The organism is Amycolatopsis speibonae (genome assembly GCF_042647925.1).
Taxonomy (GTDB): domain Bacteria; phylum Actinomycetota; class Actinomycetes; order Mycobacteriales; family Pseudonocardiaceae; genus Amycolatopsis; species Amycolatopsis speibonae.
In genome coordinates this window covers 1-13,823 of record NZ_JBHRWK010000060.1, presented here as the reverse complement: position 1 = coordinate 13,823, position 13,823 = coordinate 1, and the positions used below count along the sequence as shown (strand labels likewise).

Here is a 13,823-nt window from a genome sequence, read left to right as displayed (position 1 = left end):
ACTTCGGTTACTCCGGCCGTGTTCGTCTCCCACCGGACGGGAACGGCGCGGCGGCTCCGCTTACAGTCGGGGTATGCAGACTTGGTCATCGGTCGACGTGCCCCGTATCCCCGGCACCCCCCGTCCGCTGCGGCTTCACGACACGGCGACGGGGCAGATCCGCCCCACGGCGCCCGGGTCCACCGCCCGGATGTACGTCTGCGGCATCACGCCGTACGACGCCACCCATCTGGGGCACGCCGCAACGTATCTGACATTCGACCTGGTGAACCGCCTGTGGCGTGACGCCGGGCACGACGTCCACTACGTGCAGAACGTGACGGACATCGACGAGCCCCTGCTGGAGCGGGCCGAGCGGGACAAGGACGACTGGATCGTCCTCGGCATGCGCGAGACGGCGCTGTTCCGCGAGGACATGACCGCGCTGCGGGTGCTGCCGCCGCGGCAGTTCGTGGGGGCCGTGGAGAGCATCCCGGAGATCGTCGAGGTCATCGCCAAGCTGGTGGCGAACGGCAGCGCGTACCGCGCGGACGACGCGGAGTACCCGGACATCTACTTCGACCACAACGCGACCGGGCATTTCGGTTCCGAGTCGAACTACGACGCCGAGACCATGGCCAAGTTCTTCGCCGAACGCGGCGGCGACCCGGATCGTGAAGGCAAGCAGCACCCGCTCGACGCGCTGCTGTGGCGGATGGCGCGGCCCGGCGAGCCGTCGTGGGAGTCCGAACTGGGCGCCGGGCGGCCCGGCTGGCACATCGAGTGCAGCGCGATCGCGGTCAACCGCCTCGGTCTCGGCTTCGACGTCCAGGGCGGCGGCTCGGACCTGATCTTCCCGCACCACGAGTACAGCGCCGCGCACGCGGAGGCCGTCGCGGGGGACCGGCCGTTCGCGCGGCACTACGTGCACGCCGGGATGATCGGCCTCGACGGCGAGAAGATGTCGAAGTCGCGCGGGAACCTCGTGTTCGTCTCGCGGCTGCGCGCCGACAAGGTCGACCCGGGCGTCATCCGGCTCGCCCTGTTCGCCGGCCACTACCGCGAAGACCGGCCGTGGACCGCGCAGCTGCACGCGGACGCCGAAGACCGCCTCGCGCGCTGGCGCGACGCCGTCTCCCTCGGCGCCGGCCCGGCCGCCGAGGACACCGTCGCGCGCCTGCGTGACCACCTCACCGACGACCTCGACACGCCCAAGGCGATCGCGGCCGTCGACGCGTGGGCGGAGCAGGCCCTGAACCGCTCCGGCATCGACTCCGCGGCCCCCGGTCTGATCCGGAACGCTGTCGACGCGCTGCTCGGCATCGAGCTCTGAGAAACGTCATGAAAGGGGCTTTCAGGACGAATTTCGTCCTGAAAGCCCCTTTCATGACACTCGTATAACGCCCTACACGGCGACGCGACCGGCCTCCAGCCGGAGGTGGTCACCGGCCCAGTCCCGCCGCAGCCACCGATCATGGGAAGCGATGACGACGGCGCCGGGCGCGGATTCGAGCGCGGCGAACAACTCCTCGGCCAAGGTGAGCGAGATGTGGTTCGTCGGCTCGTCCAGCAGGAGCACCTCGGGCGGGTCGGCGATCAGCAGCGCCAGCGCGAGCCGCCGCCGTTGCCCGACCGACAGCGCGCCCACCCGGGTCCCGAGATCACGCGGGGCCAGCAGTCCCAGGCCTCGCAACGGGGGAGCGCCCTCGCCGAGGGCTTCGGCGTACGTCCGCTGGGCGGTCTTCTCCGGCTCGGCGAACGCGACATCCTGGGCCAGCATGCCGATCCGCACCCCGCGTCCGGAAAGGACGGTCCCGGAGTCCGGCGCCAGCGAGCCGGCGAGGACCGACAGCAGCGTCGACTTCCCGGCCCCGTTCCCGCCGGTGATCAGGAGCCTCGACGTCGTCGTGATGTCGAGCGTCGCCAGGCAAAGCCGCCCGGCGACCTGGAGGTCCCGTACCGAGATCGCAGTCTTGTCCTCGCCGGGTTCGCCGGTCAGGCCGCCCTGGAACCGCAGGGGCGCGGGTGGTTTCCGCACCTGGTCGCGTTCCAGTTCGTCCAGCCGCAGTTGCGCGTTGCGGACCCGGCGCGAGATCTGCTTCTGCACCCTCCCGGTCTTGAAGTCGTAGAGCATCTTGGCGTTGTCGCGCTGAGGCCGGTTGTGTGCGACGTTGCGCGCGGTGACGGCCACCGATTCGCGCAGTTCCTTGAGTTCGTCCTGCTCCTCGGCGTAGCGCTGCTCCCAGCGCGCACGCTCGGCCCGTTTCTGGTCGAGGTAGTCGGAATACGTGCCGCCGTACCGGGTCGGGCCGCCCAGCGCCGGGTCGAGGTCGACGATGTCGGTGCACACCGCGTCGAGGAACACGCGATCGTGCGACGACAGCACGAGGACACCGGTCAGTGAAGCGAGATGGTGCTCCAGGAACTCCATCGCGGCGTCGTCGAGGTGGTTCGTCGGTTCGTCCAGGACGAGCGTGCCCGGCCGCCGGATCAGCAGCGCGGCGAGGCCGAGCCGCGACCGCTGCCCACCCGAGAGCGTGCCCAGTTCGCGCGCCGGGTCGATCCCGGCGAGCCCGAGACCGGCGCAGACGACCTCGGCCCGCCGGTCGGCGTCCCAGAGGTCGTGCGCCTGGGCCCATTCGAGCACGGTGCCGTACTCGTCGAGCACCGCCGTGTCGTCTGGGCGTTCGGTGAGCGCTTCGGTCAGTTCGTCGAGTCTCGCCGTCGCTTGCCGTATCTCGGCGAGCGCGTCGTCGATGACGTCGGAGAACCGCGCCGTCAGCGGGAAGGGCAGCTCCTGCAAGAGGAATCCGAGGTCGTCGCCCCGCAGCACCTCACCCCCGTCGGGCTCTTCGACCCCGGCCAGCAACCTCAGGAGCGTGGACTTGCCGACGCCGTTCTCGCCGACCAGGCCGAGCCGCTGCCCGGCCGAAGCGGTCAGGTTCACGCCGTCGAGCACGACGCGGGCGCCGTAGGAGTGGACGAGGTCCTTGGCGATCAGGGAAAGAGACATACGACATCACCGCGTTTTCTTCGACCATGAGGGATCCCCGCCGGGCTACGTCGCTTACGGGAGCAGTGCTCGACCGAAGCCGCCTCGGGACGGGGAAGGTGCGATGTCAGTTGTCCATGATGCGAGCAGTCTAACGCTACACCCGTAGCATTAGTCAACCCCCTCTTCGGGCGAACCGGATCGCAGCCTGGAGGCCTCTTGTTCGGCGAAGGTGCGCCCGTCGGTCAAGACGCCGAGAAGTGCGGCGAGCTGACGCCGGTCGAGCCTGGCGAGACGGTCGCCGAAGAACCGGGCCACGGGGGAGTAGAGGTCGGCCACCTCGTCCAGTCGATCGGGGAGCGGGCGGACCACGAGTCGTCGGCGGTCGGCGGGATCGGGGGCGCGCTCGACGAGGCGCTGTGCCTCCATCCGGTCGAGCATCCGGGTCACCGCCCCGGTGGTCATGCCGAGAGCACGTGCCAGCTGGGTCGGCGCGGTCGCGGCGCCGCTGATGACGAGCTGGAGCCCGTGCAGTTCGGTGGCGCTGATCCCGAGCCGCTCCGCCATGGCCGTCTGGAACAGGACGGTCGCGCTGACGAACCGGGGGATCTCCAGGGCTGCGGCTGTGGCGAGTTCTCGCTGGTCAGGCATGTGTGTTCCCAAAGCAGTAGTTGAACTGTGCAGTTACTGATGTAGGCAGCAACTGTCCCGACAAGGGTAATCGGTGCCGCTTGACATCGCCACGGCCGCCTGCAAATCTGAAAGAGAACTTTCGAAAGATATCTTTCAGATTGGATCGGGCGATGACCGGGTTGCCGCCGCGCAAGCGGATCGAAGACGTCGAGCTGATGCGGGCGCTGGCGCATCCGCTGCGGTCGGCGCTGGTGGACCACCTGATGGCGGTCGGGCCGCGGACCGCGAGCGAGTGCGCGACAGCGGTCGGCTCGACCGCCTCGAACTGCAGCTGGCATCTGCGGCAGCTGGCCCAGCACGGCCTCGTGGAACGGGTCGAGGGGGAGGACGGGCGGGAGCGGCCCTGGCGGGCCTGCCAGGTCGGCATCGAGTTCGGTGACGACCCGGAGCTGCACGGGGCGCAGTTGGCGGTCGTGGGCACCGCCCTGGCGCGCGAGAAGGAGCTGATCGAGCGCTATCTCGACACCGCCGACCAGCTCGACAAGGAGTGGCGGGACGCGTCCGGGATCAGCACGTACTCGCTGCGGGTGACCGCGGCCGAGCTGGACGAACTGGTCCGTGGGATCGACGCGCTCGTGCGGCCTTACGTCAGCGCGATCCGCGAAGACGCCCCTCACGAGGCCATACCGGTCCACCTGGGACTGCGGGCGTTCCCGCGCATCGACGCGGAAGGGAAACCGAGTACATGAGACCGTTGAGGGAACCCGCTTTCGCGCGGCTGTGGATCGCCGCCTTCTTCTCCGAGACCGCCGAGTGGATGCTGCAGATCGCGCTGCCGGTGTTCGTCTTCAAGGCGACCGGGTCCGCGGCCACCACGGCGATGAGCATCGTCCTCGGGCTGGTGCCTGCCGTGCTCCTCAGCCCGGTCGCCGGCGTGATCGCGGACCGCTGGAACCGGCGGCTGGTGCTGTGCGTGGTGTGCGCCGGACAGGCGTTCGTGGCGCTGCCGCTGCTGTTCGTCGCGTCCGGCGGCCCGGTGTTCGTGGTCTACGGGGTCATGGCCGCACAGGCGGGGCTGGCGTCGTTGTTCGAGCCCGCCCGCAACGCGCTCGTGCCGGAACTGATCGCCTCGGACGAGCTGATCGGCGCCAACGGCCTCATGAGCATCAACGGCAGCGTCGCGCGCCTCGCCGGTGGCTGGGCAGGCGGCCTCCTGCTCGGGTTCGGTGGCCTGGGCTGGGTCGTGGTGGCCTATCTCGCCGTACTGGTGATCGGTTCGGTCCTGCTGTCGCGCCCGTTCCGGCGGGCCGCCGCGCCGATCGCGGCGGGTCCGCACGAGCCGGTAATGCGCGCCTGGCTCGACGGGCTTCGCGAGATCGGCCGCGAAGGGCGTCTGCGGCTGGCCGGCGTCGTCGTGGTGCTGACGTCACTGGCACAGGGCATGTTCCTGGTGCTGTTCGTGGTCTTCGTGCTTGACGTCCTCGATGGCACAGAAGGCGACGTCGGGCTGCTTCGCGGTGTCCAGGCGCTTGGCGGGCTGGCCGCGGGATTCGCCGTCGCCACCGTCGCCCGCAAGGTCGCGCCCACCGCTCTGCTCGGCTGGGGCGGGCTCGCGCTCGGCCTGCTGTCGGCGGTGATCTGGAACCTGCCCGCGCTGACCGCGTCGCTGGGTGTCTTCATCGGACTCTTCGGGCTCGTCGGCGCGCCCGGGGTGCTGGCGGGGTCCGGTTTGCTCTCCCTGGTCCAGACGACAGTGTCGCCCGAGCGGTCCGGCCGCGTTCTGAGCACCGTGTTCGCCGGGACGGCGGGATTCACCGCGCTGGGCGCGTTGCTGGCAGGCGGGCTGGTGACCGTGCTGGGCACCGGTGTCCTGCTGAACGTCCAAGCGGGTCTGCACGTCGCCTCGGCGTTGACCGTCCTGGGCGTGTCGGCGTCGGGCCGGTTACGCGACGATGCGGTTTCGGCGGTTCCCCGGTCCGGGTGAAGCTACGGTGGAGGAGTGCCGCATCTCTTCGCCACCAGCGACCTCCACGTCACCCACGAGGGCAACGCCCCGATCGTCGACGAGGTCGTCCCCCGGACCCCCGACGACTGGCTGCTCGTGGCCGGTGACGTCGCCGAACGCGCCGAATCCGTGATCGGGGTGCTCAAGACCTTGCGTGAACGCTTCGCGAAGGTCGTCTGGGTACCCGGCAACCACGAGCTGTGGACCACCCAGAAGGACGAATGTCAGCTGCGGGGCCAGGCGCGCTACGAGCACCTGGTCGAGCGATGCCGGGAGATCGACGTGCTCACCCCGGAGGACCCGTACCCGGTGTGGGAACACCAGGAAAAGCCGTTGACGATCGCCCCGCTGTTCGTCCTTTACGACTACAGCTGGCGGACGCCCTCGGCCGAGGGCCTGCCGTTGACGGCGGCCGTCGACCAGGCGCGCGAGGCGGGTGTGCTGTGCACGGACGAGTTCTTCCTGCATCCCGATCCGTACCCCAGCAGGCAGGCTTGGTGCGCCGACAGGGTGAAGATCAGCACGGAGCGGCTGGAGGCGATCCCGGAGGACCACGGGACGATCCTGATGTCGCACTGGCCGCTGCACCGCCACCCGACCGAGCCGCTGTACTACCCGGAGTTCGCGCTGTGGTGCGGGACGACCGAGACCGAGGACTGGCACCGCCGGTTCCGGGCGGAGGTCGCCGTCTACGGGCACCTGCACATCCCGCGTTCCACCGAGGCGGACGGCGTGCGGTTCGAAGAGGTTTCGCTCGGCTACCCGCGTGAGTGGCGGAAGCGGGCGCGGGGACCCATCCCGCTGCGCCGCATCTTCTAGGGCCTCGTGAGTGGTGAGGTCGGTCAGGCCAAAGGTGTCTCAGGTACCTACGGTCGGGTGGTTTCGCGTGACCAGTGGGACGACACTCGTCCACTCGGTCACGCGAAAGTACCGGCTCGAGCCGCCCTCTGCGGTTCGGCACTCTGGGCCCTTGCCCCGCTTGAGGTACGTGAAGGACCCCTTCATTGCGCCTGGCGCAGTGAAGGGGTCCTTCACGTACCTGGGGAAGGTGTGAAGGTCGAGTTTCCTCGGCTGAGCCGAGGGAAGGGGGCCTTCACGCGCATCCGCTGTGACTGCTGGTGCGTGTGGGGCTCATGTGGCGATCCTCAAGCCTGCGAGCAATCCGCACCTAGAACCCGGTAGACACCTAAGACATCCTTGGCTCTAACCGTCAACCACTCACGAGCCACGTTCTCAGCCCCGTCCGGGACCGTCCTGGCCGGGACGCCGCCGACGCAGGTACCGCTCGAACTCGGCCGCGATCTTGTCCCCGCTCACGTCGTCGAGCGTGAACTCGGTTTCCGCGTCCCCGCGCTCCTCGAGCCCCCGGACGTACTCGGTGATCTCCTCGTCCTCTTCGGCCATCTCGGTGACCGTCCGCTGCCACTCCTCGGCCTGCTCGGGAAGGGCACCGAGCGGGATCTCGACGTCGAGGACGTCTTCGAGCTTGTGCAGCAGCGCCAGCGTGGCCTTGGGCGACGGCGGGTGCGAGACGTAGTGCGGCACGGCCGCCCAGATCGACACCGCCGGGACGCCCGCCTGCACGCAGTAGTCCTGCAGGACACCGACGATGCCCGTCGGCCCCTGGTAGTTGTTCAGCTCCAGGCCGAACTGCGAAGCGGTGTCCTTGTCGTACGCCGTTCCGGTGACCGGGACGGGCCGGGTGTGCGCGGTGTCGGCGAGCAGCGCGCCGAGGGTGATGACGGTCGACACGTCCAGTTGCTGGATGTGCTCCAGCAGTTCGGCGCAGAAGGCGCGCCAGCGCATGTTCGGTTCGGGCCCCTGGACCAGCACGATGTCCCGGCTGAAGCCTTCCGGACGGCACACCGAGAGCCGCGTGGTCGGCCAGTCGACCCGTCGGGTGACGCCGTCCACCATGCGTACGGTCGGTCTGCTGACCTGGAAGTCGTAGTACTCGTCCGGACTCAGCTCGCTCAGCGGTGTCGCATCCCAGTTGAGCTGCAGATGCTCGACCGCCCGGCTGGCCGCGTCACCTGCGTCGTTCCATCCTTCGAAGGCGACGATCATGATCGGCTTGGTCTCATCCGGGTGGTCGCGGCCGGGCCGCTGGGTCTCGTCGACGGGCTCACTCACCGGACCAGCCTACGACCAGGCGGGTGTTCACCGTTGAGCATGTCCGATCGCCTTCGCTCAGGGCGAACTACGCGGATCCGGCACAATGCGGCATTTCAGGCAAGACGCCTCAGCGTCGGCGTGATCCGTCTCGGCTACCGTGGGCCCCGGAACGTCGATTCATGCAGGACCTGATCTCGAGGGGGAGCCGTGACCGAACCGTCCACACTGGACGGACTCGCCGCCGTGCTGTGGGATATGGACGGCACGCTGGTCGATTCGGAGAAGCTGTGGGACGTCGCCCTCTACGAGGCCGTCGAAACCCTCGGCGGCACGCTGACCGAGGAGCAGCGCCTGAGCCTGGTCGGGTCCAATATGGACGACACGGCCGCGTTCCTGCTGGAAGTGTGCGCCGAACCCGTCACGCCTGAGTCGATCGCGGAGATGGGGGAGTGGATCCGCAAGCGCACGGCGAACCTCTTCGACGGTCCTCTCCCGTGGCGCCCCGGCGCGCAGGAGCTGCTCGAACTGTTGCGCGCCAACGGTGTCCCGATGGCGCTGGTCACCTCCACCGAACGGTCGCTGACCGAACTCGCGCTCAACACCATCGGCCGCGAGTACTTCGCGGCCACCGTCTGCGGCGACGAGGTCGATGGTCTGAACAAGCCGGACGCCAGGCCGTATCAGCTGGCGGCGGAGCTGCTGGGAGTCCCGGCTTCCCGGTGCGTCGCGATCGAGGATTCACCGCCGGGCGCGGCTTCCGCCGCCGCGGCGGGCTGCACGGTGGTGGTGATCCCGAACGACGTCGATGTCGAACCAGGAGAGCGGCGGGTGTTCCGTTCGACACTGGCCGGGCTCGACGTGCCCGCGCTGACCGCGCTCCTGCCCTGACAGCCATGTCGCTTTTCCGCTAGACCACACCCCGTGCGGTCGGTGATGCTTGCCGGGTGCATGAGGATTTCGAGCGCTGCGTCCGGGCGGTCCAGGCGAAGGACGCCCGGTTCGACGGCTGGTTCTTCACCGCCGTCCTGACGACGCGGATCTACTGCCGGGCGAGCTGTCCGGTCGTCCCGCCCAAACCGGAGAACATGACGTTCTACCCGAGCGCGGCGGCCGCGCAGGAGGCCGGGTTCCGCGCCTGCAAACGGTGCCGCCCGGACGCGAGTCCCGGTTCGCCGCAATGGAACGAACGCGCGGACCTGGTGGCCAGGGCGATGCGGCTGATCGCCGACGGCGTCGTCGACACCGACGGCGTGAGCGGGCTGGCCGCCCGGCTCGGCTACAGCGTCCGGCAGGTCGAGCGGCACGTCCGCGCCGAACTCGGCGCGGGCCCGCTCAGCCTCGCCCGCGCGCAGCGCGCGCAGACCGCACGGCTGCTGATCGAGACGACCGGCCTGTCGATGATCGACGTTTCCCTCGCCGCGGGGTTCGGCAGTGTCCGGACGTTCAACGACACCGTCCGCGAGGTCTTCGCACTGTCCCCGACCGAGCTGCGGGCCCGGGTCCGCACCGCCCCGGCGACCGCGCCCGGGACGCTGAACCTGCGCCTGCCGTACCGGAAGCCGTTGTTCCCGGACAACCTCTTCGGGCATCTGGTCGCGACCGGCGTCCCCGGCGTCGAGGAATGGCGCGACGGCGCGTACCGCCGGACGCTGCGGCTCCCGCACGGCCCCGCCGTCGTCGCGCTCAAACCCGGAGACGGCCACATCGGCTGCCGGCTCACCCTGTCGGACCTGCGGGACCTCTCGACCGCGATCAGCCGCTGCCGCCGCCTGCTCGACCTCGACGCCGACCCGGTCGCGGTCGACGACGCCCTGGCCGCGGACAAGCTGCTCGGGCCGCTCGTGGGGGCCGCGCCGGGCAGGCGGGTGCCGAGGACGGTCGACGGCGACGAATTCGCCGTCCGCGCCGTCCTGGGCCAGCAGGTCTCCACCGCCGCCGCCCGGACCCACGCCGCCCGGCTGGTCGTCGCGCACGGCGAGCCCGTCGACGATCCCGAGGGCGGCCTCACCCATGTCTTCCCGGACGCCGCCGCGCTCGCGGAGATCGACCCGGAAAGCCTCGCGATGCCGCAGAGCCGCAAGCGGACCCTGCTCGGTCTGGTCGCCGAACTGAACGACGGCGAACTCGACCTCGGCGCGGGCAGTGACTGGCAGCGGGCCCGGGAACGGCTGCACGCGCTGCCCGGGTTCGGCCCGTGGACCGTCGAGAGCATCGCGATGCGCTCGCTCGGCGACCCGGACGCCTTCCTGCCGACCGACCTCGGCGTCAAAGTCGCCGCGAAGGGGCTCGGGCTCACCCCGGCGGAGTTCGCCTCGCATGCCGAGCGCTGGCGGCCGTGGCGCGCCTACGCCGTCCAACACCTCTGGGCGACCGGGGACCACCCGATCAACCGGCTGCCCGCCGCCTGAGTTCCGAGGAGCACCATGCGCACGCACACCGTCATCGACAGCCCGTACGACCGGTTGACGCTGGTCGCGGACGGCGAGAGCCTCTGCGGTCTCTACATGGTCCAGCAGCGGCACCGGCCTGCCGAGGAGAGCTTCGGCCATCCGGATCCGGGTTCGCCGATCTTCGTGGAGACCGAGAAACAGCTCAAGGAGTACTTCGCCGGTCAGAGGAAGGACTTCACTCTCTCGCTGAGCTTCGGCGGCACCGAATTCCAGCGGACGGTCTGGGAAGGCCTGCTCGGGATCCCGTTCGGTGAGACGGTCTCCTACGGCGAACTCGCCGACCGGCTCGGCAGGCCCACCGCGTCCCGCGCGGTCGGGCTCGCGAACGGGAAGAACCCGATCAGCATCATCGTGCCGTGCCATCGCGTGATCGGCTCCAACGGCGATCTCACCGGTTACGGCGGTGGTGTCGAACGCAAGCGGCACCTGCTCGACTTCGAACGGGGCGGCGCCGTGCTGTTCTGAGGTGTGACGCTGGTGTCAACACACCGGCCCGGGGCAGCGCGACGCGAGCGCGGATGGAAGGATCTCCAGACTGTGAAGACCTTCGATGAGCTGTTCGCCGAGCTTGCCGAGCGCGCCCGTACGCGCCCCGACGGTTCCGGCACCGTCGCCGCGCTGGACGCGGGAGTGCACGCACAGGGCAAGAAGGTGCTCGAAGAGGCGGGCGAGGTGTGGATCGCCGCCGAGCACGAATCCGACGACAGGCTCGCGGAGGAGATTTCACAGCTGCTGTACCGGTTGCAGGTGCTCATGATCGGCCGTGGACTGTCGAAAGAGGACGTGTACCGGTACCTGTGACGCGTCCGCGTCCGGAGAACCAAGGAGAAGCAATGCTGCGTGTCGCCGTGCCTAACAAGGGAGCCCTCGCCGCCGCCGCGACGGAGATGCTCGGCGAGGCCGGCTACCGCAAGCGACATGAGGCCCGTGATCTGACCGTGCTGGACACGGTCAACGAGGTCGAGTTCTTCTTCCTGCGCCCCAAGGACATCGCGATCTACGTCGGATCCGGTGAGCTGGATCTCGGCATCACCGGACGCGACCTCGCGCTCGACTCCGGCGCCCCGGTGGAGGAGATCCTCGGTCTCGGCTTCGGCGGTTCCACCTTCCGGTACGCCGCACCCGCGGGCCGGGACTGGAAGGCCGAGGACCTGCATGGCAAACGGCTCGCGACGTCGTACCCGCGGCTCGTGCGGGAGAACCTGAAGCAGCACGGGGTGGAGGCGGAGGTCATCCGCCTCGACGGCGCCGTCGAGATCTCGATCCAGCTCGGCGTGGCCGACGCCATCGCGGACGTCGTCGAGTCCGGTCGCTCGTTGCGCCAGCACAACCTCGTGGCCTTCGGTGACCCGATCTGCGTGTCGGAGGCGGTGCTGCTGCAGCGGGCGGGCACCGAGCACACCCGGCCCAAGGACCAGCTGAAGGCGCGGCTGCAGGGTGTCGTGTTCGCCCAGCACTACATGATGCTGGACTACGACTGCCCGCGGCCGCTGCTGGAGGCGGCCATCGCGATCACGCCGGGCCTCGAATCACCGACCGTGGCGCCGCTGGCGGACGAAGGCTGGGTGGCCGTGCGCGCGATGGTGCCGCGCAAGGAGGTCAACCGGATCATGGACGAACTCGCCGAGACCGGCGCCAAGGCCGTCCTGGCCTCGGACATCCGGGCCTGCCGCCTCTGATCCCTGGTCCGGACGCTATGAAAGGTCCTTTCCTTGCAAATTTGGCAAGGAAAGGACCTTTCATAGCGTTGGGCTACCGGGGCCTGTTCGGCTTCTTGGGCATGAGGTCGTAGAGCCGCTTGCGGGCGCCGTTGTCGTTGGCGCTGCGGGTCACCGACACCTCGGTGATGAAGTCCTCGAAGACGAACTCCTCGTCCGCGGGCACGATCGCCGGGGCAGGGTGGTTCTTCAGGTACCCGTCCAGCGTTTCCGCGATCTCCCGGAACGACAGCGCCTGCAGGGTCTCCGGCGCGTACGTCGTCACCGGCACGCCGTGCGCGGCGGCCTCGTTCATCACCACGCCGAGCGGGACGTGCGAAAGCATCGGGATCCCGAACGTGTACAGCTCCTGCAGAGCGGCCGCCGCGTAATGCGAGACCGGACGGCGGTACAGCCCTGGAACGAGGCCGTAGTAGGCGATCGGCGGACGGCCGACGGTCTGTTCGACGTAACGCACCTGGTCCGAAAGCAGGCGCAGCGCCCGGATGCTCGTCCTGTCCGGTTGCACGGGCACGAGGATCCCGTGCGAAGCGGCGAGCGCGTTGTTGGTCAGCACGTCGAGCGCGGGCGGGCAGTCGATGATGACGTGGTCGTAGTTGGCGAACTGGATGACCCTGGCCAGCTGCCAGCCCGGCACCCGGAACCGGTCCAGCCGCCGGATCAGGTCGAACATTCCCGGCGACGTCGGGATGACGTCGAACGCGCCACCCCGTCCGAGGTTGCTGCGCGGATGCCGCACGGCCAGTTCCTCGATCGGGCCCTTCCACACCTTGGTCAGGGCTTTTGCCAGGCTGGGCTTGTCGGGTGCCACCTCGTCCAGCCCGAGGAGTTCGGTGGTCGCGTGCCCCTGCGGGTCGAGGTCGATCAGCAGCACGCGCCGGCCGCGTTCGGCCAAAGCGGCCGCCGCGCCCACGCTGAGTGAGGTCTTGCCGACCCCGCCTTTCTGGTTGACCACCGAGGTGATCTGCATGCCGAAGCGCTCCCTGCGTCTGTTGTTCCGGGAAGGCTATTGGAAACACGCCGAGAATGCGCGTCTATCAGCCCGCCTGTCGCGGTCGCACCAGCAGAGCCTGTGCTCCGGAGGCCAACGGGCCGGACGCGTCGTGCAGTGTGGTCGTCGCCGTGCCGATGCCGTTCGGGCCGACCAGGGTGGCCGCGTCGACGCCGATCCACTCGCCCAGCGGCGGGCGGCGGAGGTGCACCGTCAGCTCCGAGTTGATGAACCACCATTCCCGCGGGTCGAGAAAGTTCGAAATCCCGTTGCCGGAATCCGCCAGGACGAACAGCCGCTGCAGCGGGCTCGGCTTCTCCCCGCCCACGAGTGCGACGCGCTGACGGCCCCAGACCGTCGCCGGACCGGGTTCGTCCAGCGCGCCACTGACGCGCCGCCACTCGACGGCGTCGAGATAGCCGCCATGCCAGCCCTCCGGCCAGTTCGACGTCGGGAGGCCCTCCGGCGACGGCAGCGCGGGACCCTCCGCCGTGGCCACCGCGGTGGTGTCCGAGGTCGCGATGCGCCAGGCCGAGGCCCGGCCGACGATCCGCTCCCCGTGGGAGAGCTCGGCTTCCAGCCACTCGACCGACCGGCCCGGCCGCTCCACCCTGGCCCGTACCGACAGCTCCTTCAGCGGCGCGGGCCCGAGGATCTCGATCGTCACCCGCGCCAGCTGACTCGCGTGCGGCGCCTCGACCTCTTCGAGCGCGCGGACCAGCAACGCCGAGGGCGGCCCGAAGTGCTGCGCGTCCGGGGTCCACGGGCCCGCGGTATGCCGGGTCGGGAGGAAGAGGCCCTCGCCTGACGGTTCGTAGAAGGCTTCTGTCACGAAGGGCACCCTAGATGATTGATTCCGTGAAGATCACGTGAAGGAGGCCGGTGTGATGGCCGGGAGGAGGGTGTCCAAGATCAAACCGTGACGAAAGAACTGAACACC

Annotated in this window: 14 protein-coding genes; 9 read left to right on the top strand and 5 right to left on the bottom strand. The window is 69.5% G+C overall.

What is annotated here, in order from left to right; translation table 11 throughout:
• Positions 1-73 precede the first annotated feature (73 nt).
• A complete protein-coding gene (mshC, locus tag ACFOSH_RS32925) occupies positions 74-1,312 on the top strand; it encodes a cysteine--1-D-myo-inosityl 2-amino-2-deoxy-alpha-D-glucopyranoside ligase (protein WP_378243622.1) in 1,239 nt (412 codons plus the stop codon).
• Between the two features lie 72 nt (positions 1,313-1,384).
• On the opposite strand, the gene ACFOSH_RS32920 is transcribed toward mshC, so the two are convergent.
• Entirely contained in the window at positions 1,385-2,992 is a 1,608-nt protein-coding gene (locus ACFOSH_RS32920; protein ID WP_378243620.1) for an ABC-F family ATP-binding cassette domain-containing protein, read from the bottom strand.
• A 150-nt stretch (positions 2,993-3,142) separates the two neighbouring features.
• Entirely contained in the window at positions 3,143-3,622 is a 480-nt protein-coding gene (locus ACFOSH_RS32915) for a MarR family winged helix-turn-helix transcriptional regulator (protein WP_378243618.1), read from the bottom strand.
• A gap of 152 nt (positions 3,623-3,774) precedes the next feature.
• Between ACFOSH_RS32915 and ACFOSH_RS32910 the strand changes: the two genes are divergently transcribed.
• Genes ACFOSH_RS32910 through ACFOSH_RS32900 form a run of 3 tightly spaced genes read left to right on the top strand, consistent with a single transcriptional unit; the run spans position 3,775 to position 6,428 of the window.
• Entirely contained in the window at positions 3,775-4,353 is a 579-nt protein-coding gene (locus tag ACFOSH_RS32910) for an ArsR/SmtB family transcription factor (protein WP_378243616.1), read from the top strand.
• Complete coding sequence (locus ACFOSH_RS32905) at positions 4,350-5,588, top strand: MFS transporter (protein WP_378243614.1); 1,239 nt, start codon at positions 4,350-4,352, stop codon at positions 5,586-5,588. The genes ACFOSH_RS32910 and ACFOSH_RS32905 overlap by 4 nt, the downstream gene beginning before the upstream one ends.
• A gap of 15 nt (positions 5,589-5,603) precedes the next feature.
• Entirely contained in the window at positions 5,604-6,428 is an 825-nt protein-coding gene (locus ACFOSH_RS32900; protein ID WP_378243612.1) for a metallophosphoesterase family protein, read from the top strand.
• Positions 6,429-6,842: 414 nt separating this feature from the next.
• On the opposite strand, the gene ACFOSH_RS32895 is transcribed toward ACFOSH_RS32900, so the two are convergent.
• On the bottom strand, positions 6,843-7,742 hold the full coding sequence (locus ACFOSH_RS32895; RefSeq protein ID WP_378243610.1) for a PAC2 family protein: 900 nt from the start codon (positions 7,740-7,742) through the stop codon (positions 6,843-6,845).
• A gap of 189 nt (positions 7,743-7,931) precedes the next feature.
• On the opposite strand from ACFOSH_RS32895, the gene ACFOSH_RS32890 reads away from it, so the two are divergent.
• The 5 genes from ACFOSH_RS32890 (at position 7,932) to hisG (ending at position 11,853) form a co-directional block, all read left to right on the top strand.
• Positions 7,932-8,612, top strand: coding sequence for an HAD family hydrolase (locus tag ACFOSH_RS32890; protein WP_378243608.1), 681 nt, complete (start codon positions 7,932-7,934; stop codon positions 8,610-8,612).
• 56 nt (positions 8,613-8,668) lie between these two features.
• Entirely contained in the window at positions 8,669-10,132 is a 1,464-nt protein-coding gene (locus ACFOSH_RS32885) for a DNA-3-methyladenine glycosylase 2 family protein (RefSeq protein ID WP_378243607.1), read from the top strand.
• A 15-nt stretch (positions 10,133-10,147) separates the two neighbouring features.
• On the top strand, positions 10,148-10,639 hold the full coding sequence (locus tag ACFOSH_RS32880; protein WP_378243605.1) for a methylated-DNA--[protein]-cysteine S-methyltransferase: 492 nt from the start codon (positions 10,148-10,150) through the stop codon (positions 10,637-10,639).
• 72 nt (positions 10,640-10,711) lie between these two features.
• Positions 10,712-10,975: a phosphoribosyl-ATP diphosphatase gene (locus tag ACFOSH_RS32875; protein ID WP_020635144.1), complete on the top strand. Its 264-nt coding sequence runs from the start codon at positions 10,712-10,714 to the stop codon at positions 10,973-10,975.
• A 32-nt stretch (positions 10,976-11,007) separates the two neighbouring features.
• Complete coding sequence (gene hisG, locus ACFOSH_RS32870; RefSeq protein ID WP_378243604.1) at positions 11,008-11,853, top strand: ATP phosphoribosyltransferase; 846 nt, start codon at positions 11,008-11,010, stop codon at positions 11,851-11,853.
• A gap of 73 nt (positions 11,854-11,926) precedes the next feature.
• Here hisG and ACFOSH_RS32865 read toward each other — a convergent pair whose 3' ends face one another.
• Positions 11,927-12,862 (bottom strand): ParA family protein, encoded by a 936-nt coding sequence (locus ACFOSH_RS32865; protein ID WP_378243602.1) that lies wholly within the window; start codon positions 12,860-12,862, stop codon positions 11,927-11,929.
• 67 nt (positions 12,863-12,929) lie between these two features.
• A complete protein-coding gene (locus ACFOSH_RS32860) occupies positions 12,930-13,715 on the bottom strand; it encodes a thioesterase family protein (RefSeq protein ID WP_378243600.1) in 786 nt (261 codons plus the stop codon).
• Positions 13,716-13,823 lie beyond the last annotated feature (108 nt).